At 36.3% G+C, this 25,416-nt stretch carries 23 protein-coding genes; 4 read left to right on the top strand and 19 right to left on the bottom strand.

Annotated elements, in window-relative coordinates:
* Positions 1 to 78: 78 nt before the first annotated feature.
* The 3 genes from BMX24_RS01085 to BMX24_RS01075 all read right to left on the bottom strand — a co-directional run bounded on the left by BMX24_RS01085 (position 79) and on the right by BMX24_RS01075 (position 5,244).
* Positions 79 to 2,931: a M16 family metallopeptidase gene (locus BMX24_RS01085; protein WP_228404618.1), complete on the bottom strand. Its 2,853-nt coding sequence runs from the start codon at positions 2,929 to 2,931 to the stop codon at positions 79 to 81.
* Positions 2,932 to 3,103: 172 nt separating this feature from the next.
* Positions 3,104 to 3,796, bottom strand: coding sequence for a hypothetical protein (locus BMX24_RS01080; protein ID WP_089790247.1), 693 nt, complete (start codon positions 3,794 to 3,796; stop codon positions 3,104 to 3,106).
* A gap of 113 nt (positions 3,797 to 3,909) precedes the next feature.
* The gene (locus BMX24_RS01075; RefSeq protein ID WP_089790246.1) at positions 3,910 to 5,244 is read right to left on the bottom strand and encodes a trigger factor; all 1,335 of its coding nucleotides are present in this window, start codon (positions 5,242 to 5,244) and stop codon (positions 3,910 to 3,912) included.
* Between the two features lie 474 nt (positions 5,245 to 5,718).
* Here BMX24_RS01075 and BMX24_RS01070 point away from each other — a divergent pair, with 474 nt between their 5' ends.
* A complete protein-coding gene (locus BMX24_RS01070) occupies positions 5,719 to 7,176 on the top strand; it encodes a hypothetical protein (RefSeq protein WP_089790245.1) in 1,458 nt (485 codons plus the stop codon).
* Between the two features lie 33 nt (positions 7,177 to 7,209).
* Complete coding sequence (locus BMX24_RS01065; protein ID WP_089790244.1) at positions 7,210 to 7,749, top strand: hypothetical protein; 540 nt, start codon at positions 7,210 to 7,212, stop codon at positions 7,747 to 7,749.
* Positions 7,750 to 7,891: 142 nt separating this feature from the next.
* Here BMX24_RS01065 and BMX24_RS01060 read toward each other — a convergent pair whose 3' ends face one another.
* The 11 genes from BMX24_RS01060 to BMX24_RS01010 form a co-directional block, all read right to left on the bottom strand.
* Entirely contained in the window at positions 7,892 to 8,464 is a 573-nt protein-coding gene (locus tag BMX24_RS01060) for a hypothetical protein (protein WP_089790243.1), read from the bottom strand.
* A gap of 52 nt (positions 8,465 to 8,516) precedes the next feature.
* Positions 8,517 to 10,901, bottom strand: a complete 2,385-nt coding sequence (locus BMX24_RS01055; protein WP_089792661.1) for a TonB-dependent receptor — start codon at positions 10,899 to 10,901, stop codon at positions 8,517 to 8,519.
* A gap of 174 nt (positions 10,902 to 11,075) precedes the next feature.
* Positions 11,076 to 11,432 carry a hypothetical protein gene (locus BMX24_RS01050; protein WP_089790242.1) on the bottom strand — a complete coding sequence of 119 codons (357 nt, stop codon included), beginning with the start codon at positions 11,430 to 11,432 and terminating at the stop codon, positions 11,076 to 11,078.
* Positions 11,433 to 11,679: 247 nt separating this feature from the next.
* Positions 11,680 to 13,611, bottom strand: a complete 1,932-nt coding sequence (locus BMX24_RS01045) for an ABC-F family ATP-binding cassette domain-containing protein (protein ID WP_089790241.1) — start codon at positions 13,609 to 13,611, stop codon at positions 11,680 to 11,682.
* A 265-nt stretch (positions 13,612 to 13,876) separates the two neighbouring features.
* Positions 13,877 to 14,389 (bottom strand): hypothetical protein, encoded by a 513-nt coding sequence (locus BMX24_RS01040; protein ID WP_089790240.1) that lies wholly within the window; start codon positions 14,387 to 14,389, stop codon positions 13,877 to 13,879.
* A 570-nt stretch (positions 14,390 to 14,959) separates the two neighbouring features.
* On the bottom strand, positions 14,960 to 16,306 hold the full coding sequence (locus BMX24_RS01035; protein WP_089790239.1) for a T6SS phospholipase effector Tle1-like catalytic domain-containing protein: 1,347 nt from the start codon (positions 16,304 to 16,306) through the stop codon (positions 14,960 to 14,962).
* Positions 16,307 to 16,452: 146 nt separating this feature from the next.
* Positions 16,453 to 17,130, bottom strand: a complete 678-nt coding sequence (locus tag BMX24_RS01030; RefSeq protein WP_089790238.1) for a response regulator transcription factor — start codon at positions 17,128 to 17,130, stop codon at positions 16,453 to 16,455.
* Positions 17,099 to 17,836, bottom strand: coding sequence for a sensor histidine kinase (locus tag BMX24_RS01025; RefSeq protein ID WP_228404616.1), 738 nt, complete (start codon positions 17,834 to 17,836; stop codon positions 17,099 to 17,101). The genes BMX24_RS01030 and BMX24_RS01025 overlap by 32 nt, the downstream gene beginning before the upstream one ends.
* A gap of 41 nt (positions 17,837 to 17,877) precedes the next feature.
* Entirely contained in the window at positions 17,878 to 18,492 is a 615-nt protein-coding gene (locus tag BMX24_RS01020; RefSeq protein WP_089790237.1) for a hypothetical protein, read from the bottom strand.
* A 28-nt stretch (positions 18,493 to 18,520) separates the two neighbouring features.
* Complete coding sequence (locus tag BMX24_RS01015; RefSeq protein WP_089790236.1) at positions 18,521 to 19,249, bottom strand: hypothetical protein; 729 nt, start codon at positions 19,247 to 19,249, stop codon at positions 18,521 to 18,523.
* A gap of 81 nt (positions 19,250 to 19,330) precedes the next feature.
* Positions 19,331 to 19,951: a DUF5715 family protein gene (locus BMX24_RS01010; RefSeq protein WP_089790235.1), complete on the bottom strand. Its 621-nt coding sequence runs from the start codon at positions 19,949 to 19,951 to the stop codon at positions 19,331 to 19,333.
* A 217-nt stretch (positions 19,952 to 20,168) separates the two neighbouring features.
* On the opposite strand from BMX24_RS01010, the gene aqpZ reads away from it, so the two are divergent.
* A complete protein-coding gene (gene aqpZ / locus BMX24_RS01005; protein ID WP_089792658.1) occupies positions 20,169 to 20,882 on the top strand; it encodes an aquaporin Z in 714 nt (237 codons plus the stop codon).
* Positions 20,883 to 21,200: 318 nt separating this feature from the next.
* On the opposite strand, the gene BMX24_RS01000 is transcribed toward aqpZ, so the two are convergent.
* From BMX24_RS01000 to queD, 4 genes are all read right to left on the bottom strand, one after another.
* Positions 21,201 to 21,746, bottom strand: coding sequence for a hypothetical protein (locus tag BMX24_RS01000; protein ID WP_089790234.1), 546 nt, complete (start codon positions 21,744 to 21,746; stop codon positions 21,201 to 21,203).
* 180 nt (positions 21,747 to 21,926) lie between these two features.
* On the bottom strand, positions 21,927 to 22,907 hold the full coding sequence (locus tag BMX24_RS00995; RefSeq protein WP_089790233.1) for a LuxE/PaaK family acyltransferase: 981 nt from the start codon (positions 22,905 to 22,907) through the stop codon (positions 21,927 to 21,929).
* A gap of 181 nt (positions 22,908 to 23,088) precedes the next feature.
* The gene (locus BMX24_RS00990; protein ID WP_089790232.1) at positions 23,089 to 23,880 is read right to left on the bottom strand and encodes a UDP-2,3-diacylglucosamine diphosphatase; all 792 of its coding nucleotides are present in this window, start codon (positions 23,878 to 23,880) and stop codon (positions 23,089 to 23,091) included.
* A gap of 18 nt (positions 23,881 to 23,898) precedes the next feature.
* Positions 23,899 to 24,345 carry a 6-carboxytetrahydropterin synthase QueD gene (gene queD / locus BMX24_RS00985; protein ID WP_076446795.1) on the bottom strand — a complete coding sequence of 149 codons (447 nt, stop codon included), beginning with the start codon at positions 24,343 to 24,345 and terminating at the stop codon, positions 23,899 to 23,901.
* 105 nt (positions 24,346 to 24,450) lie between these two features.
* On the opposite strand from queD, the gene BMX24_RS00980 reads away from it, so the two are divergent.
* Positions 24,451 to 24,951: a TlpA family protein disulfide reductase gene (locus tag BMX24_RS00980; RefSeq protein ID WP_089790231.1), complete on the top strand. Its 501-nt coding sequence runs from the start codon at positions 24,451 to 24,453 to the stop codon at positions 24,949 to 24,951.
* Here the strand turns inward: BMX24_RS00980 and BMX24_RS00975 are convergent, their stop codons facing one another.
* Complete coding sequence (locus tag BMX24_RS00975) at positions 24,952 to 25,335, bottom strand: acyl-CoA thioesterase (RefSeq protein WP_089790230.1); 384 nt, start codon at positions 25,333 to 25,335, stop codon at positions 24,952 to 24,954.
* Positions 25,336 to 25,416: the final 81 nt, after the last annotated feature.

Below are 25,416 nucleotides of genomic sequence, written 5' to 3'. Positions count from 1 at the left end.
AAATTAATTACTTAACATAAACAAACCCGTCTCATCAGATTGATGAGACGGGTTTTATTTTGAAATTTATATCGAATACTAGTTGGCAGCGCCTGCTTTTATGACAGCAGCTTCTACTTTCGGTTCTTCTTTTTTAGCATTTTCCCAGCCGTCTTCCGGCATTAGAGTTGCTACAATTCTGCCTTTTGTAAGGTATTTTTTTCCTACATCCTGAAGGTCTTTTACTGTTAAAGCTTTTACTTTATCTTCATAATTCAGGATTTCGTATTTATCGCTTCCGTCCATTTGATTTTTTGTAAGAGCATTCATCCAGTACATATTGTCTCTCAGACTTGTTTTGTGGTCATTGTACTCACCTTCTTTATATTTATCAAGATCTTTTTGTTCAGGACCTTTATCGATGAGCTTCTGAAGTTCCGTCAATGCACTTTTTGTCAGTTTTTCAGCATTTTCCGGTCCACAAGGGAAGTTGATGCTGAAACTGTAGCTATTAAAAGGTACCTTATACATTCCGCCTCTTGCGCCTCCTCCATAGATTCCGCTTTCATCTTCTCTCAGCTTTTCAATGACTTTTATTGTTGCCACTTCACCCAGAGCTTCCAGAGCCAGTGCTTCTTTTTCATTGTAAGGAGCTTCGCCTGCGTAAGAGATCGTTACCATACTTTTAGGATCTTTTCCTTTTTTATAGGTTTTTGTAAAATCTCCGGTCATCTGTCTGTAGCCCGTATCTTTGAAGCTGCCTGACTTTCCGGTTGAAGGAAGGCTTGCAATATATTGTAAAACTTCATTTTTAAATCTTGCTTCATCAATATTTCCTACAAAATAGAAATGGAAGTTTCCTGCGTTTGCAAATTTTTCTTTGTAAATATCGTACGCTTTTTTATAATCTGTATTTGCCCAGTCTTTTTCCATAGGAACAATTCCGATGAATCTAGGGTTTTTCTGATTCATAAACTTTGCATGCTCGCTGGAGAAGTAAAACTGAGGATTAGCCAACAGGTTATCCAGCATTGCAGATTGTTTTGTTTTATAAGCATTAAAAGAATCCGGATTGTAATTTAATCCTGTGAAATAAGCATACATCAGCTCCATAGCCGTACCCAGGTCTTTCTGGTTGGTTTTTCCTGAAACTCCTTCAAATATACCGGTTACGGCAGGGTTTACGCTCACCTGTTTTCCGGCCAGATAATTGGTAAGATCAGCTTTTGAATATCCATTAACACCTGCTTCTGATAAGGCAGGGAAGGCAAACTGAGTTTTATTATAATCTGCATCGTTGATCAAAGAGCTTCCTCCCATACTTCTTGCTGAGAAAACAATTTCATCATCTTTAAAGTCGGTTTTTTTGAAAGTCACTTTTGCACCGTTGCTCAATGTCCAGGTTGTTGTTCCTAATTTTGCGTCGGTTTCGGTTTTGGCAATTTTCCCTTCAGATTTGAAAGGTTTTACTAGATTTTTAATGGTTTCTTTTTCCTGGTAAGGTTTAAGATCTGCCATTTTCACTCCTTCGAAAGTATTTAAAACCATCGCTTCCGTAGGCATTGTTACATTATCTTTTTTAGGTCCGGTAATGACAACTACCCTGCTGTCGTCTTTTACAAATTTTTTAATAATATCATTGGTCTGGGCTAATGTTACGGAAGGTAAAAACTTCTTCGTATCCTCATATTCCCAGGCAATTCCCGGCATTGGCTCCTGCTCAAGGAAGTTTCTTACATATTCGTCTACCAACACTTCACTTTCCGTTTTGTCGCGGTTGTTGTAAGATCTTTCAAGATTTGATAAAACCTGAGCTTTTGCTCTGTCTAATTCCGTTTGGGTAAACCCGAATCTTTTTGCTCTTTCTGTCTCTTCCAAAAGCACTTTCAATGCATTAAGCTGATTTCCTTCTTTTACCATGGCAAATCCCTGGAAACCTTCTTTGCTTCTTGCATAGGTTCCGCCATGATAAACCGAACCGTAAGTGAACGGAGGATTCGTTGAATTCACTAATTCTCTTAATCTGTTGTTCAGCATCGTTGATGTAAGATTTTCTATGAGACTCTGGTTATACTGTTCAACCGTAACATCTGGCTGATACGCCTCAGCATCTTTCATGATAAACTGAACCATCGAACTTGTAGCATCCGGATCGGTCTCTACCGCCACTAAAGTCTCTTTATGATTCGGTAAATCGAAAACTTTTCTTTCTCTTGGCTTTGAAGGATTTTTATATTTGCTGAAATTATCTTTAATTTTTTTCTCAACCTCATCTACATTAATATCTCCCACTACCACAATCGCCATCAGATCGGGTCTGTACCAATCCTGATGGAATTTTCTGATCACATCCGGTTTGAAATTTTCCAAGACTTCTTTTTTACCGATCGGCAGTCTGTCTGCATATTGAGATTTGTATAATAATTTCGGAAGGTATTTGTCTGACATTCTTTTATCAGCGCCTAAACCAAGTCTTAATTCTTCCAAAACAACGCCTCTCTCTTTGTTGATCTGCTCATCGGAAAGTGTTGCGTTAAACGCCCAGTCTTCCATTACTTTCAGCCCGGCATCCAGGTTTCCCGGCTTGTCTAAAGGTACAGGAAGCATGTAAACCGTCTCGTCGAAACTTGTGTAGGCATTAAGGTGTTGTCCGAATTTCACACCGATCGACTGTAGAAAATCTACCAATTTGTTGTCTGGAAAGTTTTTTGTTCCATTGAAGTTCATGTGCTCCATGAAATGCGCCAGACCTCTTTGATTTTCATCTTCAAGAATAGATCCCGCGTTGATGGCCAATCTGAAATCTACCTTCTTTTCAGGCAGTGTGTTTTTTTTGATATAATACTTCATTCCGTTCGGAAGAGTCCCGATTTTTACAGAAGGATCTGTAGGAATATTCTGTGCAAAAACATTGGCAGACATCAGAACGATCACTGCAAATGATGAAATCATTTTTTTCATAGTATGTTGATTATTAATTTTTTTAGATGGCTAAAATTATATATTATTCACAACGTAAGGAAATGTTTTTTCGTATTCTTCGAGTTAAAATTGAGTTAAATTTATTAATAAAAACAAAAAAAGACCGGAAATTCCAGCCTTTCATGTTATTATGTTAAATGTCTTATTTAAAATCAGCATCCGTAACGCCTGAGTTGATCGTTACTTTAGTGGTTTTAATGGTCACTTTTTGTCCGTTTCCTTCAGCTTCGATCTCTGCCGGGAACTTTATTCCGTCTACAGTCATATAGCTTTTTACCGTTGCATTTCCTTCAGACCCTGAAGACTTGTACAATAATCCTGTAGCATTATCAAAATAGAATTTTCCTTTATCAGAATTCAGGACGTTGTAGTCTTTTCCGTCGATTTTTTCAACAGTAACGCTTGTGTAGCTCGCAGGATCGTAAGCTAATGCATCGATCACTTTGCTTTTCTTTAGCTCTGCAATTTTATCAGCTGGAATGTCATGCTTCTGTCCCATTTGGTCAAAATATCCTTTTTCACCATCAAAAAACTGAACCATTTTTTGTCCCATTACCGACTGCTCAGATTTGAATTTGTTGCCCATTTTCTTTGTCACCATCGTAACTTCAGCAGGCAATCCCGGTACAGTAAGTGTATTTTCCATAACGGTAGTTTTTATCGATTCTAATTTTTCCTTTCCGCCAAGAGCTTTCAGATAACTGTCTACGACTTCTTTAGGAGTTAATTTCGATTTTACAGTCTCCGTTTTCGTGGGAGCTGCAGTGGTCTGTTGTGCAGCTACTGATGTAGAAAAAAGTACAGCACAGAAAAACGGAATGACAAATTTTCTCATATACTAAGTTTAGACCGTAAATATAGGAATATTGTGTGAATAAAGAGAAAACAGATTATGAATAAAAAAACCACCAAAAATTGGTGGTTTTTAAATATTTATCTTAAAATAAATTATTTTTTAAGTTCTTCTAAAAATTCGTCGTGAGAAATTTTAGTTTCTTTTTTGCTAGCTTTCTCTAGGATTACATCCTTAAGTTTCGTCATAGCAACTTCAGAAGAAATTTGTCTTACCTGCTCCTGGTCTTTCAACATTTCAACAGCATATTTCTGGATCTCTTCATCTCCTAAGTGGTGGATTCCGTAGATTGCCAACTGGTTTCTTACCAACTGCTCAGCCTGTCCTAAAACATCAGCATAGTCTAATTGAATTTCGTTGTCTGTCATCAATTTTCCTTCGATGATCTGATATTTCAATTGGTTTTTCTCAGCTTCAAGGATTTCTTTAGCCTGATCTGCAGACTGGATGTTCTGGTTTGAGAACAATAACCATTTTACAAGGAATTCTTCAGGAAGTTTTACTTCTTCTTTTTCAGAAACCTGCTCCAATACTTTATTTACAAAGTGAACATCAGCATTTTGCTGGAAGTATTCGTCTAATTCAGACTTTACTTTTTCTTTCAATTCTTCTTCAGACTTGATGTTTCCTTCACCATATACTTTATCGAAAAGCTCCTGGTTCAGCTCAGCAAGGTTCAAAGAATAGAAATCTTTTACTTTTACCTCTACTTCATTGTGGTGTAAGTGTTCTACTTCTTCTTTGCTGAATCCTAATTCTTTAGCCAATTCTTCGTCACCAGCAAGAGTTTCTTTAGATACTCTTACAGATCCGTCCATTTTCAAAGATTTTACCAATTTGAAAGCTTCTTTGTTTTCAGCAGTGATGGTAACGTTCTTTGGATGGTGGTGGTGCTCTCCTTCAGCATCTTCTTCTACAACCTGAGAAACTTCTAAAGCGATATAAGAATCTTTAGTGATTTTATCTTGAGGAACCTGCTCAGCAAAACGCTTCTGCATGTTTTCAATGCTCTTGTTGATTTCTTTTTCAGAAGCTTCTACCTTGTAGTGAGGCGCTTCATATTTAGCTAAATCTATAGTAAATGCAGGCTCGTATCCTACTTCAAAAGCAACTTCCAACTGATCAGCATTGTAATCGAATTCGTTTACTGGCTGAGGAACAGGCTGACCAACTAATCTTAATTTGTTTTCATTAACATAGTTGTTCAAAGCGTCAGAAACCTGTTTGTTGATTTCTTCGAATGCAATACCTGCTTCATATTGTTTTCTAACCATACTCAAAGGCACTTTCCCTTTTCTGAAACCAGGAACTTGCGCATTTTTAGCATAATTAATCAATTGCTTCTCTACTTTTTCTTTGTAGTCAGATTTTTCCAATGTCACTGTAAGTATTGCACTTACATCATCATGGTTTTTTGCGGTAACCTTCATTATTGATTAAAATTTTAGGATGCAAAAATATGAATTTTTTATGAAAATCACTCATTTAAAATCAACTTAAAAGCTAAATAATGTTAAAAGACACATAACCCAATTATTGTCGCAATTTTTTATGCGGATTTGAATTTTAAATTAAAATAAAACTCATTATAATTATTAAGAATAACCTGCTTACTATTTTTAATCATATTTAAATAAATTGATTAATTCATACCACAATTATGTAAATTTAATAAAAAATAAACATTAAAAATTTATTTTTTATTTATTTTTGCAACTATAAATCATTATTTTAATCAATTATTAAACTATTCCCTCAACACTTTAAAATTAAAAATCTACACACATCCCCTTCTTTAGAGTCCCATCGTATGCATACCATAAAATTCAAATAAAATTTTAAAACACAATTCATTTAATCTAAATCAGCTTTTTATTCTTAAAAGCATTAATAAACAATAAATTATGAAAATATCCACCCGGATTACAAGACTTCCAATAAGTAAAAAATCTTTTGGATTTCCTGTAGTTATATTCTTATTTTTAAGTATTTCCCAAAACATTTTAGCACAGACAAGAGTAATTGTGAATCCCGGACTCGAATTTGGAGTTGCCAATGGAACAGTACAGCAAACTGATACCAACTTCGGATTTGGAGCCAGTTTCGATGCAGGATTAACGGTGAGTTCTCCGTGGTACACTTCCCACCCGGCTCAGGCAGGATCTTGTACCGTGGGTGTTGTTGGCGCCTGTCACCCCGTAGAAGTCTGGGGAACGGGCTTTGGCGGTGTACCTGCGGCACAGGGAACCAACTTTGTCGAGCTGAATGCCTATGTAAGTTCTATGATCTATCAGAATATGTATTTAGCCAATGGCGATATCATCAATTTCAATTTCAGACACAGAGCCAGACTAGACACTTCGGAGCGCGCCGCAATGGTCATTGAAGATCAAAACCAGGTAAATATAGCTACCATAAGACAAACAGCATTGCCTTCAAGCACAGCAGCGTGGTCTACCAATTCAGGAACTTATACATTTACAGGAACTTCCGGTGTTTACAGAGTGGGATTCAGGGCGGTGAATACCACCAGTCCAGGTGCAGGTAATTTATTGGATGATATCAGAATTACGCTTAATCCACTTATCGATTTAAAATTTTCTAATTCTTTAACAGCCTGCGAAGGTTTGAGCGACGGAACTTTATTTATGAGAATCAGTGGTGCCGTAACGACAGCAACAACGGTGGCTTTTGAGCTGATCAATCCTTCCAATGGTACTGCTTTCGCTTCAGACAGCGATATTACCGTGACTGGGGTTGCCAATTCCAATGGTACACCAGTGGTGACTCATACAGCGGGAAGCAGCATGTATCTGGTAACAATCCCTATCGGGAACTATGACGGCGGTGTTACACCCGGATATTCGAGCCCGACGAACGATGAAGACGGAATCAGGATGAATATTGCTTCTGTAAATGATGTGGTTTATGAACCTAATGAAACATTTAAATTTCAAATTAAGCAGCAAGGCACGAACGGTTCTACCAATAACTTCGTTTCAACATCTTCACCGGTGTACGGAGATACTTATTACGGGACAACCAATGATTATTTTATCCAGAGATGTGTATGCTACGATGATGCCAATACCACAACAGCAGGCGCAGACAGTAAAGTAGGAATTTCCCTTTTACAAAAAGTAAGCCCAAATGACGGAAGCTGGCCGGCGAGCAGAAAATCGGCTCACCTGGTTTTAGAATCTAATAATAAAGGATTTGTAATTTCAAGAATGACAACGGCTCAGGTAAATGCCATCGTATCTCCTCAGGAAGGAATGATGGTGTATGACACTATGGCTAAATGTTTAAAACTCTATGACGGAACGGCTTGGAGCTGCTTCAGTACGGCAACTTGTCCTTAATTAATTTAAAAATTTACCTCAAAAATTAAAACAATGAAAAAAATAATATCCGGATTATTGATAGTAATAACCATATTTTCAAGCGCCCAGGTTATCGTAGGAGATGCTCTTGGTACAGCGTCCGTAAAAACCTCTGTCTTATTAGATTTTGCCCCCAATCAGAATAAAGGAATCATCTTACCTTACGTAAGAACATTACCGACAACCCCTGCGGAAGGAACTTTGATTCTCGATGCAACCGATCCCACGAAAGCCCGTATAAAATATTATAACGGAACATGGGTTGATCTCAGCGGTCAGGATGCCGATGTAACCACAGCTTTGGCGACTCAGCCTACGGTGGCACAAATGGCTGAAGGAGCAGGTGAAAAAGTGATCATGGGAGCGGCATCGAGCACAGCCAATGGAGTTTTGGTGCTGGAATCTACTACCAAATCGATGGTACTGCCTATCGTGGAAGATGTAAGAAATATCCCGACTCCATCTCCGGGAATGATGGTGTACGTGAACAAAACCGGTGCAAAACGTCTAGCTGTTTTCAACGGAAGCAAATGGTCTTATTGGATGCCGTAATTTTAGACTTAATTTTAAAAATAAATTTTATAATGCCTCCTTATTCAGGAGGTTTTATTTTTTGTTTAAACTAACTGAAAATTTACCACGAAAAAACCACCAGAAAATTCCCGGTGGTTTTGCTAACAAGATTAAGGATATATTAATTGCTTAAGTTAAATGTAGCTTCAGCATCTGTTTCCCCTCCTACAACACTTCCCCAAGCAGTTCCGTTTTGCGCCGGACTTGCACTCTGCGGCGCATGAATTAAGTCTAATTTTAAGAATGGCGCAGAAGAATTCACCACTTTTACAACGTTCCATTTTGTGAGCAGTCCTACCTTTCCAAGAGCTCCTGTAGAAGCTGAAGTATCTTCTCTGGTAATGCTGATATTGGATTTCGGAAAATCAAAAATTAAAAAGTGCTCGTCTTTAGCATCAATAATTTCCTGAGTTACATCTTCATTCCCGTTTTTAAATTTTACTTCTACATTATAAGATTTCCCGTCAACTAACGGAATTGTCTGCGTTCCTCCTGCCCCGATACTGTAATTGTAACTGTTGGTTATCGCTCCGGGGGTGTCTTCAGTTACCAGAAGAACCACATTGGTAAGTTCTTCCTGCGGAATATCGTCCTCCTCCGCAGAGCCGTCTCTCTGACAAGAAACTACAGTGATTGCGATGAATAAAACAGCTAATAATTTGAAAATATTTTTAGTATTGAATAATTTGTTCATTTTTAAAAAATTTAAGATTGTAAATTTTGTTTAAATAATTTTTTGAAAGTCTTTAGAATCTGTATCTAAAGTTTACAATAAAGTTTCTTCCTGCTTCATCTGCGAAAAACCTCATTCTATTAAGATAATCTCTGTACGAAACATCGAAAAGATTATTCACAATAAGACCTGCAGAAAGATTTTTGCTGATGTTGATTCCCGCCTGAATATTCCAAAGGGAATAACCGCTTGGCGGAGTACTGAAATCAACGGTTTTCTCCACTTCATTTCCATCTACATACACCGGAATTGTGGCATTGTACACCGGAAATCTGTCTTGTCTCAAAAATGTCTGATTTTCTAAGGTAAGATAGAAATGATTCCAGTTTTCTTTATTGAATTGCAATGCATTGGAAAAATTCGGAGGCATCATTAAAATCAACGGAACACTGTGTGTATCGTCCTGTCCGTAGACATAACTCCCTTTTCCTACATAGGTAAGATTGTCTGTAAGCTTCCAGTTGACATCCAGATCTATCCCGTACATTTTAGCATCAATCTGCTGATACGACCATACCGGAAATACTCCTCTGATCGTATTCTGAACGCCAGTCGGAACTTCATTGATGAAATTTTTAGTTATAAAAAAATACGGATTTACAGAGATGTTCAAGCCTTTTAAAACATTGAATTTTGTATCAACAGTAAGGTTAAACTGATGTCCCTGTTCATTTTTCAGTCCAAGATCTCCGATCTCAATCACCGCCGCAGAATGATGCAGACCATCTGAAAACAATTCTGCAATATTTGGCGTTCTTCCTACTTTTGCATAATTAAATTTAACATCAAAATTAGCATTCGGACGATATTCCAAACCTGCATTGAATGAGAAGTTTTCATAATTCATTTTAGGACGCGTCAACACTCTGTTCTGATTGGTTCTTACATAAAACTCAGGATAAGAATCTGCATACAGGTTTTCCCAATCGCTTTTGTCGTACCATTTGGTGACATCATAGCGGTTGAAATCATATCTCACACCTCCTTCTGCATTGAAATCGTGTGAAATTTTATATTTAAAAACAGAATAAATTCCCGCTGAATATTTATCATAATTCGGGATCAGACGTCTCGCCTTCGTTGCTGGATCCGAATAATTGTTTTGAAAGCTTGCATCAATTCCCGTTTCCAGAGACCATTTTTCTCTTTCCAGCAAATCATTGATATTAAACTGATGGGTCATCAACTCCAGATCCAGCGATGGCGTGTCTGCCAGATCCCCTCTCCTGATATCATATTCTTGTCTGTGATTGTACTGATAGCTGTACGTGGCAGACAATTTCCCGATATTTTCAAATCTTTTGAATGCCGAGACTTTAGCAATATGATGCTCGATCACCTGTCTAGGATTATTGATATCATAACTGAAATTTCCGGTATAAGCAGGAATATTTGATGTGATGGCATTGTAGAAATCCTCATTATTTCCGACGTGGGAACCTCTGTAAATGCCAATATTTTGGTTGGTCAAATAATAATCAAATGAAATTCCTTTTTCATAAGTATTATTCTGAACCGTAAAATTGAATGACGAAAAATCCATTCCCGTGTTCATCAGATTGTAATCAGGAGCGTGCTGATCTCCTAATTTTTTGATGCTTCCTCCGGATTTCACAGCCCAGCCGTTTTTCCATACTTTGGCAACATCGGCTTCTATTCCCAAACCTCTACCGTTTGAGATCCCGGAAAGATTTACCGAACCTTTAATGGTATCTTTTTTAGGAAAAATTTCAGGTTCCATCACCACCACACCGCCAATCGCATCGCTTCCGTATTTCAATGCGGATGCTCCTTTGATCACGTCGATATGCTGAAAATTATTAATATCAACATTCGGTGCGTGTTCCACTCCCCATTCCTGTTCGGCCAGTTTTACTCCATTATTTAAAATAGAAATCCGGCTTCCATACAAGCCGTGAATGATTGGTTTTGAAATATTATTTCCTGTTTTTAAAGTTGCCACACCCGAAATTTTTGACAGTAAATTTCCCAGATTATCTGTAGAATTTCGCTCAATTTCAGATTTATCAAGTGTTTTGATGATTAATGAACCATTGCTTTTGTGACTACCGTGAATGGTCACCGTTTCGATATCCTGAACATGGTGTTCCAGCGTGATCGTTACATGCAAATCCTGATTAACTCCTATATTTTCAGTATAATCATTACAATCAGGATGTTTAGCAATGAGTATATATTTTCCCGCAGGAATTTTATCAAAAGAAAACTTACCCTTTCCATCTGTTTTCGTAGTGAAATCACCGATTTTCACGATGGCATTTTCCAGCATCGTTTTATCATGAAAATCCTGAACAGTTCCTTCTACTGTGTAAGTTTTTTGTGCGTTTGTAAATACCAATCCGCAAAGGATGAGTACTAAGCTATAGATCAATTTCATTGTTAAATAGATTGATTGCGTACTTTCTGTGAAGTACATTTTTCGTTGAAAAAATTTGTTGAATTGGATTTTTTTTGCACACAATAGAATGTACAATACACTAAATGTAAAAGCTTTATGGTTGCGAAAACCTGAAGTCAAAACATTAGTTTAAACCCAAAAAGAATCTATAAATTATGAAATTGCGGGCGGCCCCCGAAGCTGAAATGTGAATTTGGTCTGAGACCAGATTTTTTCCTGAACAGCAATGATCAGTTTTACTTCATGTGTGTAGTTTTCAAAAGAAAAGCTGAATTCTTCAGGAACTAAAGTATGTCCGGTAGCCAAAAAGTGACAAGCCAAACAGTCGCCGGCTTTTTCTTTAACTACATTTTTTGTAAAAGTGTTTTCTGATTTTTTAAAACTGAAATTTTTAAAAACCTCTTCAGAACTGTGACTGTGGAAACTTTGGGAAAACATCGCAAGAAAATATATCCCAAACAACAATTTGGAGATAAAATTTTTGAGATTTCTGCTTTCTTTAAGAATCATTTGCCAAAATTATAAAAATAATCTTATGTTTAGATTAAGTTTTATTAAAATACTTTTTGTGATAGGTAGAAACGATTGATATTTTGTTACAAAAGTTTGGATTAATCTTGTAAATACTTTGTGTTGATGCTTCGAGAACCTCACCATGACATCGCTAACACTACCTAAAAACATTTTAATCTTCAAACCTAACAGGTTTTGAAAACCTGTTAGGTTTGTAATACGGATCAGTTTAATTTAAATAAAATTAATCCAGTTGAGTACCCAGATATTCCCATTCCTGCAAAGCAAGATCCAGTTCTTCTTTGGTTTTGTTGTAGATTTCCAATGTTTCTTCAGAAGGGTTTTCTTTAGCAAAAGAAGCTTCAAATTCCTCAATCTTAGTTTCAAGTTCGGAAATTTTTTCTTCTACTTTTTTTAATTTATTCTGAATATTTTTTTGTTCTTTACTTACGATCGTTGCAGGTTGCGGGTTGTTAGCTGCTGGTTTCTCCTCCGCCTTTTTTTCCTCAACTTTCGGAATTTCATTGTGAAGTTTTGCTCTTTCTGCAGAAATTTCTCTGATCGATTCTTTTTGTCTGAATTCAAGATATTCGTTGATATCACCTAAGAATTCTTTCATTTTCCCATCACGGAATTCATAAATCTTATCACAAAGCCCCTGCAGGAATTCCCTGTCGTGCGAGATGACAATTAATGTACCTTCAAATTTCTGAAGAGCCAGTTTAATAATTTCTTTAGACTGAATATCCAAGTGATTGGTAGGTTCGTCCATGATCAAAGTGTTGAACGGACGCAACAACAATTTACAAAGCGCCAAACGGTTTCTTTCCCCTCCGGAAAGTACTCTCGTTTTCTTCGTCACCGCTTCACCTTGGAATAGGAAAGATCCTAATAAATCTCTTACTCTTGGCCTGGTTTCTTCAGTTGCAGCATCTTCCGCTTCTTCTAAAACCGTTTTATTCGGAGTTAAAACTTCTTCCTGATTCTGGGCAAAATACCCGATATTTACATTATGACCAAGATTCCATGACCCTGAATAATCTTTGATATCTCCGGCAAGAATTTTCGCCAACGTTGTTTTTCCCTGCCCATTCTGCCCAAGAAGTGCAATTCTGTCACCCCTCTGAACGATAAAATCTACATCGTCAAAAATCTGTTTCTGTCCGTAAGCTTTTCCCAAATTTTCAGCTTCGAAAATAATTTTTCCGGGAACCTGTGACTGTACGAAACGGATATTGAATTTTGAAACGTCTTCATTGTCCACTTCGATACGCTCGATTTTATCTAATTTTTTAATAAGCGACTGCGCGAAAGAAGCTTTGGTCGCACTTGCGCGGAACTTATTAATATTATCTTCCATCTGCTTGATTTCCGCATCCTGATTCTTTTTAGCCTGAATCAGTTTTTCACGACGGTCTTCACGCATCACTAAATATCTGGAATAGTTGGCTTTGTAATCGTCTACTTTCTTATTGTTGATATCAAAAGTACGGTTACAAACCGCTGTCATAAACTGTTTATCGTGACTCACCAAAACGATAGCTCCGGGATAATCTTTCAAAAAGTTTTCCAGCCAGATGATGGATTCCATATCGAGGTGGTTGGTAGGCTCATCGAGAAGCATGATGTCATTCTTTTGAAGAAGCAGTTTTGCCAGCTCGATTCTCATTCTCCATCCTCCGGAAAATTCGTCGGTAATTTTTTGGAAATCATCCGCTTTAAAACCAAGACCAAACAACACTTTTTCCATGTCGCCTTCCAGATTATAGGCATCGTGGTTCATCAAAAGATCGTTCAGCTCGGTCATTTTATTAATCAGATCCGTGTAAGAATCGCTTTCATAGTCGGTTCTTGTTGCCATCTGATGATTTACATCTTCAAGCTCGTTTTTCCAGGCATTGATCTGCTCGAAAGCCTGCATCGTTTCTGCCCAAACCGTTCTTCCTTTTACGAAATCGAGATCCTGTTTCAGGAAACCGATGGTGACGCTTCCTTCCGTAACGACGTTTCCTTCGTAGAAATTAATTTCTCCGGAAAGCATTTTCAATAAAGTGGATTTTCCCGCTCCATTTTTACCGACCAAACCAATTTTATCATCCTTTTTAATCGTGAAATTCACGTTTTGAAACAGATAGTTTCCCGAATGATGTAATCCTAAACTTTGAACCGAAAGCATGTTAAATAATGATTAATAGTGAATAATGAATTTTCGCGTGCAAAAATACGGAAAAAGAAATGAATTGCAGAATGTAAAAAAAATGTAATATTTAATTCAACTTTTTTGGGGTTGACTTTAAATGTTAAAATTTTGAAGCCTTGTCAAGGTTTTGAACCTTGACAAGGCTGTTTCACTCAAAAGTAAATCAAAAAATAAAAAGCTGCTCAAAAATGAACAGCTTTAGAGTCAGTTGGATATGAATAAAGCTAACGTGTCGAGTATTTTAGAAAGTTTTTGGAGTCACTTTTACATGATCTACTGAATTTCCGCCTCTCAGGAATGATGCCAATTCTACAATTCCGTTGCTTGATGCTCCGTAGATTGCGGTATCGCTTCCGTTGTACATTCCCTGTTTACCACCAAACCACCAGTTGTTGCTGGCTCCGCTGTGACCTTGGGCTAAAGCTACATTATAAAAAGTACAGATTTTTCCTCCGTTAAATTCAAGAACTAAGGTTCCGATCATAGCAAAATTTAATTCTCCCGGATCATGATTGAAGGTTGTTCTGTTTGCAGGAACTCTTTCTGAGAACCATTTTGCTACTGTTGAGGAGCCTTTTCTACCGATTGAAAAAATAAATTTTCCGTCGCTTCCGCAGCTTGCTGTGAAACCTACGTAAATGTGTCCTTTAGGATCTTGTCCATCCGTGATAGAAAATTCGTTTACCGTAAAAGATCCTTTTACTAAATTGTTTGAAGCAGTATCGAAATACACTTCGTTGTCTCTATATTCCATGATTTCTATATGTTTTTTGGGGTCTGTTTCCAGACGTTGGTGTTAATGATTTTTTTTATATCCTTTTGAAGCTTCATATAAAAGAACACTTCAAAGTAACGACGAAACAGAGAGAAAAAAAACAGTATAAATCACTAAATTAAGATTTACGTATTTTTACTTAACTTATTAAATATCAAAATAATAAATTTATTTTTTTTACAAGATTTGTCATCCTGAAAGGATCTAAGCATAGTATTAGAAAAAGAATGAAAAAATTCAAGCCTAGATGACAAACTTTGTGGTTATTTTTTCTAAATATTGAAATGAATGTCTGAAATCTAGCCCCGATTGAGCGGCATGTTTGAGCTCTTTTTTTGATTCGGCTCGGCGGCAAAGCCGCCGAGCCGAATCAAAAAAAAGCGAGTAGCGAAAGCGGGAAAAAGCTCCTAAAAAGAAAAAATGGTTAATTGTTGTTAGTTGACAGCTGTTAGTTTTTTGGTTTTTGATACTTAAATTTTAAAATAAAACACAAAAAAAGAGCTGTCTAACCAGGACAGCTCCACACCTAAATTTAAAACTGAAAAAGTACTAACATTTATTATAAAAATTCTCTTTAATCAATATTGTACGGTTCCAATTATCGTTGTTCGGAATGTTTGTTCCGTATGCGTAATCTACCACAGAATCTTCTATATGATGTATTTCTGATTGTAATTTTGACTGGTTTACACTAAACTGGTCGTTGTTATTACTCGGTACGTTCAAGCCGTTGTTGATGAATTCTACATTCGCATCAGATTTTGAATTCTGAAGGATCGCAGGATGATACAGCCCAAAATTTGCCGAAATATGTGTGTAATCCGCCAGTTTTTCATAATTGTACACCGGCTTCAAATCCGGGGAAAGATTTTTACTATACTTTTCCAAAGCACTGGAAAGCTGTATTAAATAAGGATGATCCTCTTCATTAATTATAAAATCAGACTCATCAAAATCAGTTTTAAAAATCGTTTCCTGAGCATTCGTTTCGGTAAGCATTAATTTTCCATATACTTTTGAAAGCTCATTGTAAACCCAGTCTCTTGCGACGTAAGCCTGAGAGAAAAGTTCGCCTTCATCCAATTTATAATGCTGCAAAAGAGAATTCCAGATTTTGTTTCCCTGAGCATCTCGGCTTGTTGTTTTTACATTTTCTACGTAAGAACGAAGATGATCGTTTCTCAAAAAATTCGGAGAAACATAAACAGATTGTGATCCTTCCAGATAACCGCCGCCAACGTCTGCATGAGCTCCGGGAATGAAAATTTCTTTCCAGACAGAATTTCCGGTTTCGGATTTTGTGTCTTCCATATCTTTAGAATACTCAAAAAAACCGGTGAGTGGAAAAAAATACCGGCATTCGTTCACTGCACACAGATGAAGAGCTCTTTCCGTCGCCTGTAAAACCGTAACGTTGTAATCGTTGAACGCAGCAGATTCCACTGTATCAAACACGCCTAGAAACTTCATTTTGATCGTTCCTGAAATCTTTGAACCCGGCTTCAGTACTTCGTAGCAGAAATTTCTAGCTAACATCGCTCCCCTGCTGAATCCGTAGACGTAAAAATGATACTCTTTCGTCTGGTCGTACATTTTTCCTTTAATAAAAGAAAAAGCTTTTTCCAGTTTGTCGTCTGAAGAATAGCCTTCGCTTCCCATAGGGTTTTTGCAGGTGGCCATCGCAAAATCGCTGTCTTCGGCGCCTGTCACCGTCCCGATTCCTTCTATATAAATTTTTTCATCACCATTGAATAACTTAAACAGCTTATAAATATTGGTTGTATTACTATAATAGCTTTCGTTGTTTTTCTGAGGTTTTTCGGAAGAAGTTGCATTCATTCCGTTGTTTCCGGTTCCATCGAAGAAAATTCCGACAGAGATAATATTATTTTTCATTGCACTTTGTGGTTTTTATTTTTTTAAACGTTGTCAAAGATTTTCAACTTTGACAAAGATTGAATGAACTCTTCAAAGTAACGATGAAAAAAAACCGGATTATAGAGTAAAAAGTACTAAATAGAAAATTCCGTATTTCTACGGAATCAAATTCTTTCTAAAGGATGAATATTGTTGATGATGGCATAGATTACAATTCCCACCGTATTTTTAGCCCCGATTTTCTCGACAATCCTTTGCCTGTGGCTTTCTACCGTTCTTGGGCTGATGAACAGTTTTTCTGCAATTTCGTTGTTGGTAAATTCCTGACAGATCAGCTTTACGACGTCTTTTTCGCGGTCGGAAAGTTCGTCGTCCATTTCGAAAAGAGTTCTCTTTTTTGTGGGGCTGTTCATGTACGAAAAAATCATCTGATGATCTTCCGGTGTGAAGAAAATTCCGTTTTTGTAGACCATCGTGATGGCTTCTATGAAAGCATTTCTATTAGAATTTTTAGGTAAAAAAGCAGACACGCCCAGCTTCACCATATAGCCTAAAATCGTCGTTTTGTAATGCGACGAAAGGATGATGATTTTAAGATCGGGATATTTTTCTTTAAGAATTTCCACCAGCTCAAACCCGTTCATCGGCTGCATTTGTACGTCTACCAAAGCGATATCCGGAAAGTCATTTGGTGAAGTATTTTCTAAACTTTCCAAAAAACCCGGACCGTTGTTGGATGTTGAAACTACCGAAATATTCTGTTCGGAGGATAATAACATTTTTACGCCTTCAAGGATTAACTGCTCGTCATCAATTAATGCTATTTTGATTTGGGAATTCATTGTTGTATGGAATTTTAATAATTAAACGGCTGCCTTTACCTAAAACATTTTTCCATTTGTGCGCCGCATTCATAGATTTTATTCTGGATTCGATATTTTTGATGCCCATTCCTTTTTTTACCTCTTCATATTCAAAACTTTCCCCGTTGTCGGAGATCACTACTGCAAGATTGTCATTATTATCTTTAATATAAATCCAGACTCTTGATGCTTCCGAATGTTTAAGAACATTGGTGGTAAATTCCTGAATGATCCTGTACAACTGCACTTCTATGAAAATATCTTTTTTCTGAAATTTCGGGCTTACATTCAGGGAAATATTGATCCTTCCCGATAAATTGGCAATAAGTTCTTCAATGTACAAAACCAATCCTACAGATTCCAGATTCACGGGATATAATGAGTGCGAAATGCTTCTGGCCGAGTCTATCAGAGAACCCATCTGCGCTGAAATGTTTTTCTTGATAAGCTCATCTCCTTTTGTGTCCATATTATTCAGCCATAATGAAAGAATATTCAGACGGTTTCCGATGTCATCATGAATCATGACGGCTATTCTTTTCCTTTCCGATTCCTGGGCTTTAATATTTTCTAAAACCAACCTTTTCTGATGCAAAACTTCCGCTTCGTGCTGTGCGTTTTTTTCTTTAATAATTCTGAGAATAAAACTTCTGTACGCCAGCAAAATAAAAGATACGATAATCACCAAAACGACGATTAAAGTAATGAAAAAGTTGATATTTAAGGTTATTTCTTTAATTTTAAAAAGGTATAAATAATTGATACATAAAGGAAAGAACACAAGACATTATTCATACTCCAGATCATATACACCTCATCATTGGAAAATGATTTCAGCTGTTTCAGCATGAAAAATATGAATACCGAAACGGCATAATACAAGAATATAAATGCATCTACCAGTATAAACCTGTCGTTATTTGTTTCACTTTTTCTGATCTCCATCAAAAGCGAATAGCCTGCAAAACAGATCACTACAATATTGGAAATTACCTTTTTCAGTTCGTTGGTTTCTACTTTGTTTACAAAGAAAAAATATCCCATCAAAACAAAAATCGGGATGTACCAATACTTCGAAAGGTTGAGTTTCCTGATGAACAAGCTTCCCAATAAAAAAAGCTCTCCCGAAACGTAAAGAGGATACAGGAAATCTATATTCTTTAATTTTAAAGCATAGATTGAGATTTTAATAGCAGCTTCTATGAAAAAAAGAAAAATGATATAATAAACATACCATTTTTCAATATTTTTTAGGCGTTTAAATTTTAAAAGTCCAATAATAGCACTGATAAAAAGAAAACCGTTATTAAAATAAAGTATTACTTTAAAAGCATCCTCCATTTTAGTAGTTGTTATTTAATTTTATTTTTTAAATGTTACAAATAGGCGGACATGGCTGAGACCAGTCGTAGGTATTTGAGATCGTTTGTATGCTTCCTGTATTTTCAAGATCCGCATAGAAAGAGATAAAAATCAAGGTAGGTAAAACTCTCTGGTACACATCAGAAAACTTTAGCCCGAATGAACAAATAATGTTTGTAAGCCCCGGTTTTGGCGGACTAAGATTCTCAGAAGGCACATAAAACTTTCTAAAAACCCTTGCTCCCTGGAATTCGGTACATTCTCTATAAAACCAGGTCATCCCCTCATTTCTCCACATTTCGATAGCCTCGATTGCCTTATCCTGTTCCATTATAGGTTTATTAGAAACCGGAAAGTACATATCAGAATCATCATCAATTGTTCTAAGATCTTTAGAAAGAACAGCATTTTTTACCAATGTATATTCTTCCGTTTCCACCAATCTAAGATCCTGTTGCAGCTCTTTTAGCTCGCTATAAGGATATTCATCTACCGGCATTTTTTGTCCGTCAGAATTAAGCGGGGAAAGGATAATGATTACCTGATCGTTGTAGATTCCCATATCTACACAGAAATCATTGCATTTGTTTCTTTCTTTTACCCAATCGATCTGGTCTGCAGAAAGGTTAAAAACATAATTGGTAGGAATAAGACTCTGAATTGTTGAATAGCTTCCACAGCTGTTCATCCATCCCTCAACTGCAAGGTTGTACTGTTCTTGATTGAATGTAGTCATAATTTTCACGGTATTTTAGTGGCATAAAATTATACAAACTAAACTACCTGTGCAAGTATCTCACAGATAATTGAAAATTTGTTAATAATTTCTAACCGTAATGTGATAGCAGCTTTGCTGTTTTTCTTTGATATAATAAATCCTTCCCAGATTGTAATAGTATTTCAGCACTTTTTCCAGTGCAGCTTCCATCTTGGGATTGTATTTCAGAACATCATTGAAACGAACATAAGAAATATCGAATGAATTGCCGTAATTGTGTGAACTGATCCCTAAAGAAGCATTAGAATTAACCCTCCTTAATCTGCACTGATCTTCCAGCGTCCTGGTAATGGACGAAACCGTAAAAGTATGACCTTTCGTTTCTTTGCTGAAGCGGGCTCCCATCTTTTCCAGCATCAGCTTGCCTTTAGAAACCATCCAGGCTCTGCTGTAATCGAGCTTCTGAACGCGATAGCCCTTTCCTGTTTTTTTAATTTTATGAAATTTTCCGCTGCTGATGTATTTCTGAACAGTCTTGGAATCTTTAAGCAGTTTGACTCCAAAACTTTTGGAAGCATCCAGATGCGGTTTGTAAAGCGCAGTCGGTTCTACCTTCAAAACCTCAGCGAGATCATGACATGGTAGTACTTTTTTTGCAGCCTGAGAATAATGAAAATTAAAAGTAAAAGACACTAAAATCGTACAAAAAACTCTCCCCATTAAAAACACTTTAAATTTATAACGAAAAATAAACAATTATTGTATAAAATTCAAATTACAAAGGAATATAGTTAAAACAAATTTTTCAATAAACACAAAATCAAATTATTAAATTCGTAAAAACTCATCACTTTAGTTTGAAATATTTTTAAAAAAATTCTTTCTATTTCTCAATTTTAATTCTAAATTTGAGATACATTTTAAAATAAACAATATGATAAAAAAACTTTTTGCTGAATTTTTTGGCACATTTTGGCTTGTTTTCGGTGGTTGCGGAAGTGCTATTTTCGCCGCCGGAATTCCCGACAGCGGTATCGGAATTTTAGGTGTCGCTCTTGCTTTTGGTCTTACGGTTCTTACCATGGCGTATGCGGTAGGACATATTTCCGGAGGGCATTTCAATCCGGCCGTGACTTTCGGTCTTTTGGCAGGTGGTAAATTTCCGGCCAAAGATCTTATCCCATATGTTGTGGCACAATGTATTGGCGCTATTGCTGCTGCAGGATGTCTGTATGTAATTTTGCAGGGTGCAGGTGCGTTTACTGCAGAAGGTCCCGGTGCATTTGCAACAAACTTTTATGAAATGGCCGGCTATCACGGTAGAAGCTATTCTATGGCCGCTGCTTTTCTCGCTGAATTTTTATTAACTGCTTTCTTCCTGATCATCATCATGGGAGCAACTGATAAATATGCCAACGGAAAATTTGCAGGCATCGCAATCGGTTTTGCTTTAACATTAATTCATTTAATTTCAATCCCAATTACAAACACGTCCGTAAACCCTGCGAGATCCCTTTCTCAGGCAGTTTTCGTAGGTGGAAACGCCATGTCTCAGCTTTGGCTGTTCTGGGTAGCCCCGATTCTGGGAGGTGTTGTTGGAGGATTGATCTATAAATTTTTGCTTCAAAGAGATTCTGAAGTGGTAGATTAAAAAAATTCAAAAAACTATAAAATAAAATCCTGTCTGTTGACGGGATTTTTTTATGTCTAAGTTTTTATTGGCTTTAAATCCTTCGACTGCTTCGCGCTCAGGATGACAACGCAAAATCTTCTGTACAGAATGTAACATTTAGTATTAGAGTTCTGTCATCCTGAAAGGATCTACAATGCAACTCAAAAACCCTTCGACTGCTTCGCGCTCAGGGTGACACTGGAAAATTATACTGTTAATTATTAGCAAATAGTATTAGCGATGTCATCCTGAGCGCGAAGCAGTCGAAGGATCTAAAAAACCGTCTATTTTAATTAATTATTTAAACTTCTTAATATCAAAAGGATTTTTAAAAATCAGCTCCTCATGTTTTCCTTTGATTTCCATTTTTCTTTGTAATAAATTCAGAGCCATTTTCCGGATGAAAAGGTCTTTGTCATTCAGTTTCCAGTAAGAATCTTCGTGTACTCTTTTGGGTTTTCTGATGGGATAAAATTCTGTTTCCCATGAATCTACATTATGATAAAACTCGATAATTCCACAATGTTCGGGAATTAAGCCATGCTCTACCATTCCCATCGGAAGCAGAAAACTGAACGCATTGCATACATAGTCGCCACAGCCGATTTTATCATGTTTCAAAAATTTTTCGCCGGTTTTTATATTGGTGTACGATTTTTTAAAATCATTTTTAAAATCGCTTTTTGAAAGTTTAATTTCAATTTCATGACTAAAACCTTCAAAATCAATAATCAATAAATCGGCTTCCCAATCGGCCTGAAAGTGATTAGTCAGCACAATTTCCTTCTCAAAATCACATTGAGAATGGATAAATGCATGAACTAGTTCTTCTATTTTTAACACGTTTCGATTTTATGATATTTTAATTTTTAACGCAAATGACATAAAGTTTATTTGAGTATACTTTTACATATTTTTTTGTTCGCAAGGGCGTTCCACTCAGCAAATGATAGACAATCCAAAAATGATTAACAAAACCGACACCCACAACAAAACTCTCACTCTCAAACTCTCCGACTCAAATCAACTCACAAGCAAACTACATCCCCGAATATCCGAATGATCAATTCTTCCCAACACCTGAAATTTGTCGCCCGTGATTTTTCCCAAATCCTGCGTCGCAATGAACGAACACGAATGGATATTCGCCAGATCGATAATATTAATTGCGCCGGTTCTTCCTTCTTTTTCGTAGTTAAAAGGATCTTCTGCATTTCTCACCATAATCCGCATCCAGTTCGGACATTGGTATTCATTATTTCCCAGAGAATAAGCCTGAGAAAGAAGCTCTGTCATGGAATATTCTGAATAAATTTTTTCTGTTTTAAAACCTTCCTGTAAAATTTTCAACAGCTCGTCTTTTGTCATTTCTTCTTTTCTGCCTTTCATTCCGCCCGTCTCAATTACCGTAAGAGTGTTTGAGGATAAGAGTGTTTGAGTGTTTGAGCTGCAAAAGTCCAGAAAATCCAGAAGGGCAAAAGAAACTCCAAAAAGGATCACTTTTTTATCTTGCAAAGTATTTAATAATTCAAACAAATCAGCATGATTGTAAAGGAAATACCCGTTTTCCGGCTTGCCGGATTTTTTCATCAGATAGTCTACCATATAAATTAATGACGAATTTTGTTTCTCCAGATAACTCGGCAAAAGCCCCAGGAAAATAAAATCTTCCGGCGTCCCGATAAACTGTTTAAAACTCTTGTAAATACTTTCCTGATAGATCTTTTCGTCGGCAATGAAATGTTTAGACAAATTCATCTGCGTCGTACCCGAACTTTGAAAAAATAAATCCGTTGTCACATTCTTGTCTAAAATCTGATGGTTTTTAAACATCTCGATGGGTAGAAACGGAATTTTTGTCAGACTGTCCACTTCTTTAGGATTAATTTTTAAATAATCCACAAACTTTCTATAGATTTCTACATTTTCGTATTGATGATAGAATGTTTTCAATGAAGCATTCAGAAAATCCTGTTCTGTCAGTATGTCAAATATATTTTCCACTTCTCTAAAAATATTTTTAAATTCTTATTGTCTCATTTTAAACAAGTTAACAAAAAGAGTATTGTTTTTAATATTTTTTTAATTTAAAAATTAAAAATTTGGTCAGGTTATTGCTGTGTGGTATCTCGGAATATGGATTAAAAACAAGAATGAATCTAATTCATTCGGTTTAATTACCTCGTTAAGAGGTAATTTTTTTTGTGCTTTTTTCAAAGGTTTTCAATTCAAAATCCGTTTCAAAAACACCGTACGTAAAATATGAAATCCAGTCTCCAAGATTGATGTATTTTGCTTTTTGCTCCAGATCCAACACCATCGGAAGATGGCGGTGACCGTAGATGAAATAATCTATCTTCTGAGTTTTGAGCTTTTCTTTCGAGTAAATGATCAGAAATTCTTTATCCTCTCCCAAAAATGCTTTGTCTTCATCCCCGGAAATCATTTTATTTTTTTGCGATAAATACAGCGCAATTTTCATAGCAATATCGGGGTGAAGCCATTTAAAAAACCACTGGGCAACAGGATTTGTAAACAGTTTTTTCATTCTTTTATATCCTTTGTCACCGGGTCCCAAACCGTCTCCGTGAGCCAACAGGAACTGCTTTCCTGCAATTTCGAAATACTGTTTTTTGTAAAAAACCGTACATCCGATTTCTTCTTCCAGATAATCTTTCATCCAAAGATCATGGTTGCCCACAAAAAAGTACACATGAATTCCACGATCCTTCAATTCTGCAATTTTTCCTAAAACACGGACGTATCCTTTCGGAATCACATGTTTCCATTCATGCCAGAAATCAAACAAATCACCCATTAAAAACAAAACCTGAGCATCATGCTTGATCTCATCCATCCAACGGATAAACCGCTCTTCACGAACTTTGCTTTCCTTTGGATTGGGCGCACCAAAATGCTGATCTGAAGCGAAATATACTTTTTTTCCAGGTTCTAAATTGATGATTGTCTTTAACACCGTCTGAGTTTTTGTAAATTACTGATTATCTTCTGCAAACCACTCTCCGTAAGAGTTTTCGGTCTCGTGAAGTTTTAGATAAGCCAAAGAAATCCCCTCAGGAAGCCTCGATTTTATTTTTGCTGCGATGGCGTATAACATGTTTTCGCAAGTGGGCTGAAAAGTACAGTAAATCACTTTATGCCCTTTCTGCTCAAGATCTTCACCCAGCTCCTTGTGAGGAGAAAGCGCATTGATCAACACGGCATGATCCCAAACATCTACAATTTCAGATTTTACAATTGTTTTGATGTCTCCAAAATCCACAACCATCCCATTTTTAGGGTTTTCCAAATCATTTATCGGTTTCCCTTTCACCGTTACAAACAGTTTATAGGAATGTCCATGCATATTTTTACATTTTCCGTCGTAATTATACAGCACATGAGCCGTTTCGAATGTAAAAATTTTTGTAATACGTATCATGGTGCAAAGATAAGGAATTTGAGTTTTGATTTTTGTTTTGTCTTATTTGAAAGTGAAATCAGTTTTAGATCAAAATAATATAGTGAACTGAATCGTTACTTTACTATGAAAAAAATAATAATCCTTTTCTCTATCTTATTTTACTGCCTTTTAACAGCTCAAGAAAGATATTTTTTCATACAACCCGACCTCGAAAGTAAAATCGGGAAACATTTCCCTATTGAAAATTATAAAAACCAGCAAGGTGAAAATTTTACTTCTGATGATTTAAAAGGGAAAATCACATTCATCAATTTTTGGTCAACGACTTGTGAACCTTGCATCAAGGAGCTTCCTTATTTAAATAAATTAAAAGAGACTTTAGGAACACAAGTAAATTTCCTTGCCATTACCCACGACAGCAAAGAAAAGGTTGATAAATTTCTGGCAAAACGGGAGTTTAATTTTAGCCATATTACCGATTCCGGGCAGGAATTAAAATCTTATTTTCCCATTTTAAGAAACCCTTTAACTTTTATTATTGATAAAAATGGCAATGTAAAAGAAATTACAGGAATTGTTGACGAAACCAAGTTTGATACGATTGTGAAAATTTTAAATGAATAATTACAGTTTATCCAGCCAATCACTTTCCAACCTCTTAATTTTCTGTGTCTTTACATCAATTAAAACCCAAAGCGTAGTCGAATCCACAACAAGTTTGTCATTGCAGTAAAACTCAACTTTTCGGGGTTGTTTAATGCCTTCCGGAGCTTTAGGATAGGTCTTTATTTTGATGATATCACCTAAATACACCTGTTTTTTATACTGAATATGATGATCCAGAAGCATCCAGATATCTTCCGGATATTCCGTTCTGTGTTTTACAAAATCCCAATGTTCACCGGCAATCTCCTCCACCCAGTGAACATACTGAACATTATTGACGTGATTATTGCCATCAATATGATCTTCTGTTACCCGTATTTGTTTTTCATAAACTAAACTCATCTGCTTCAAATATTTATTCAAAATTAGGATATAAAAAATAAAACCTCCTTAAAATTGAGAAGGTTCATTCATAAATATCTA

The sequence above is a fragment of the Chryseobacterium wanjuense genome (genome assembly GCF_900111495.1).
In the GTDB taxonomy this organism is placed as follows: Bacteria; Bacteroidota; Bacteroidia; order Flavobacteriales; family Weeksellaceae; genus Chryseobacterium; species Chryseobacterium wanjuense.
Note: the sequence above shows the minus strand (reverse complement) of the source record. Positions and strands in the feature narration are given on the sequence as shown.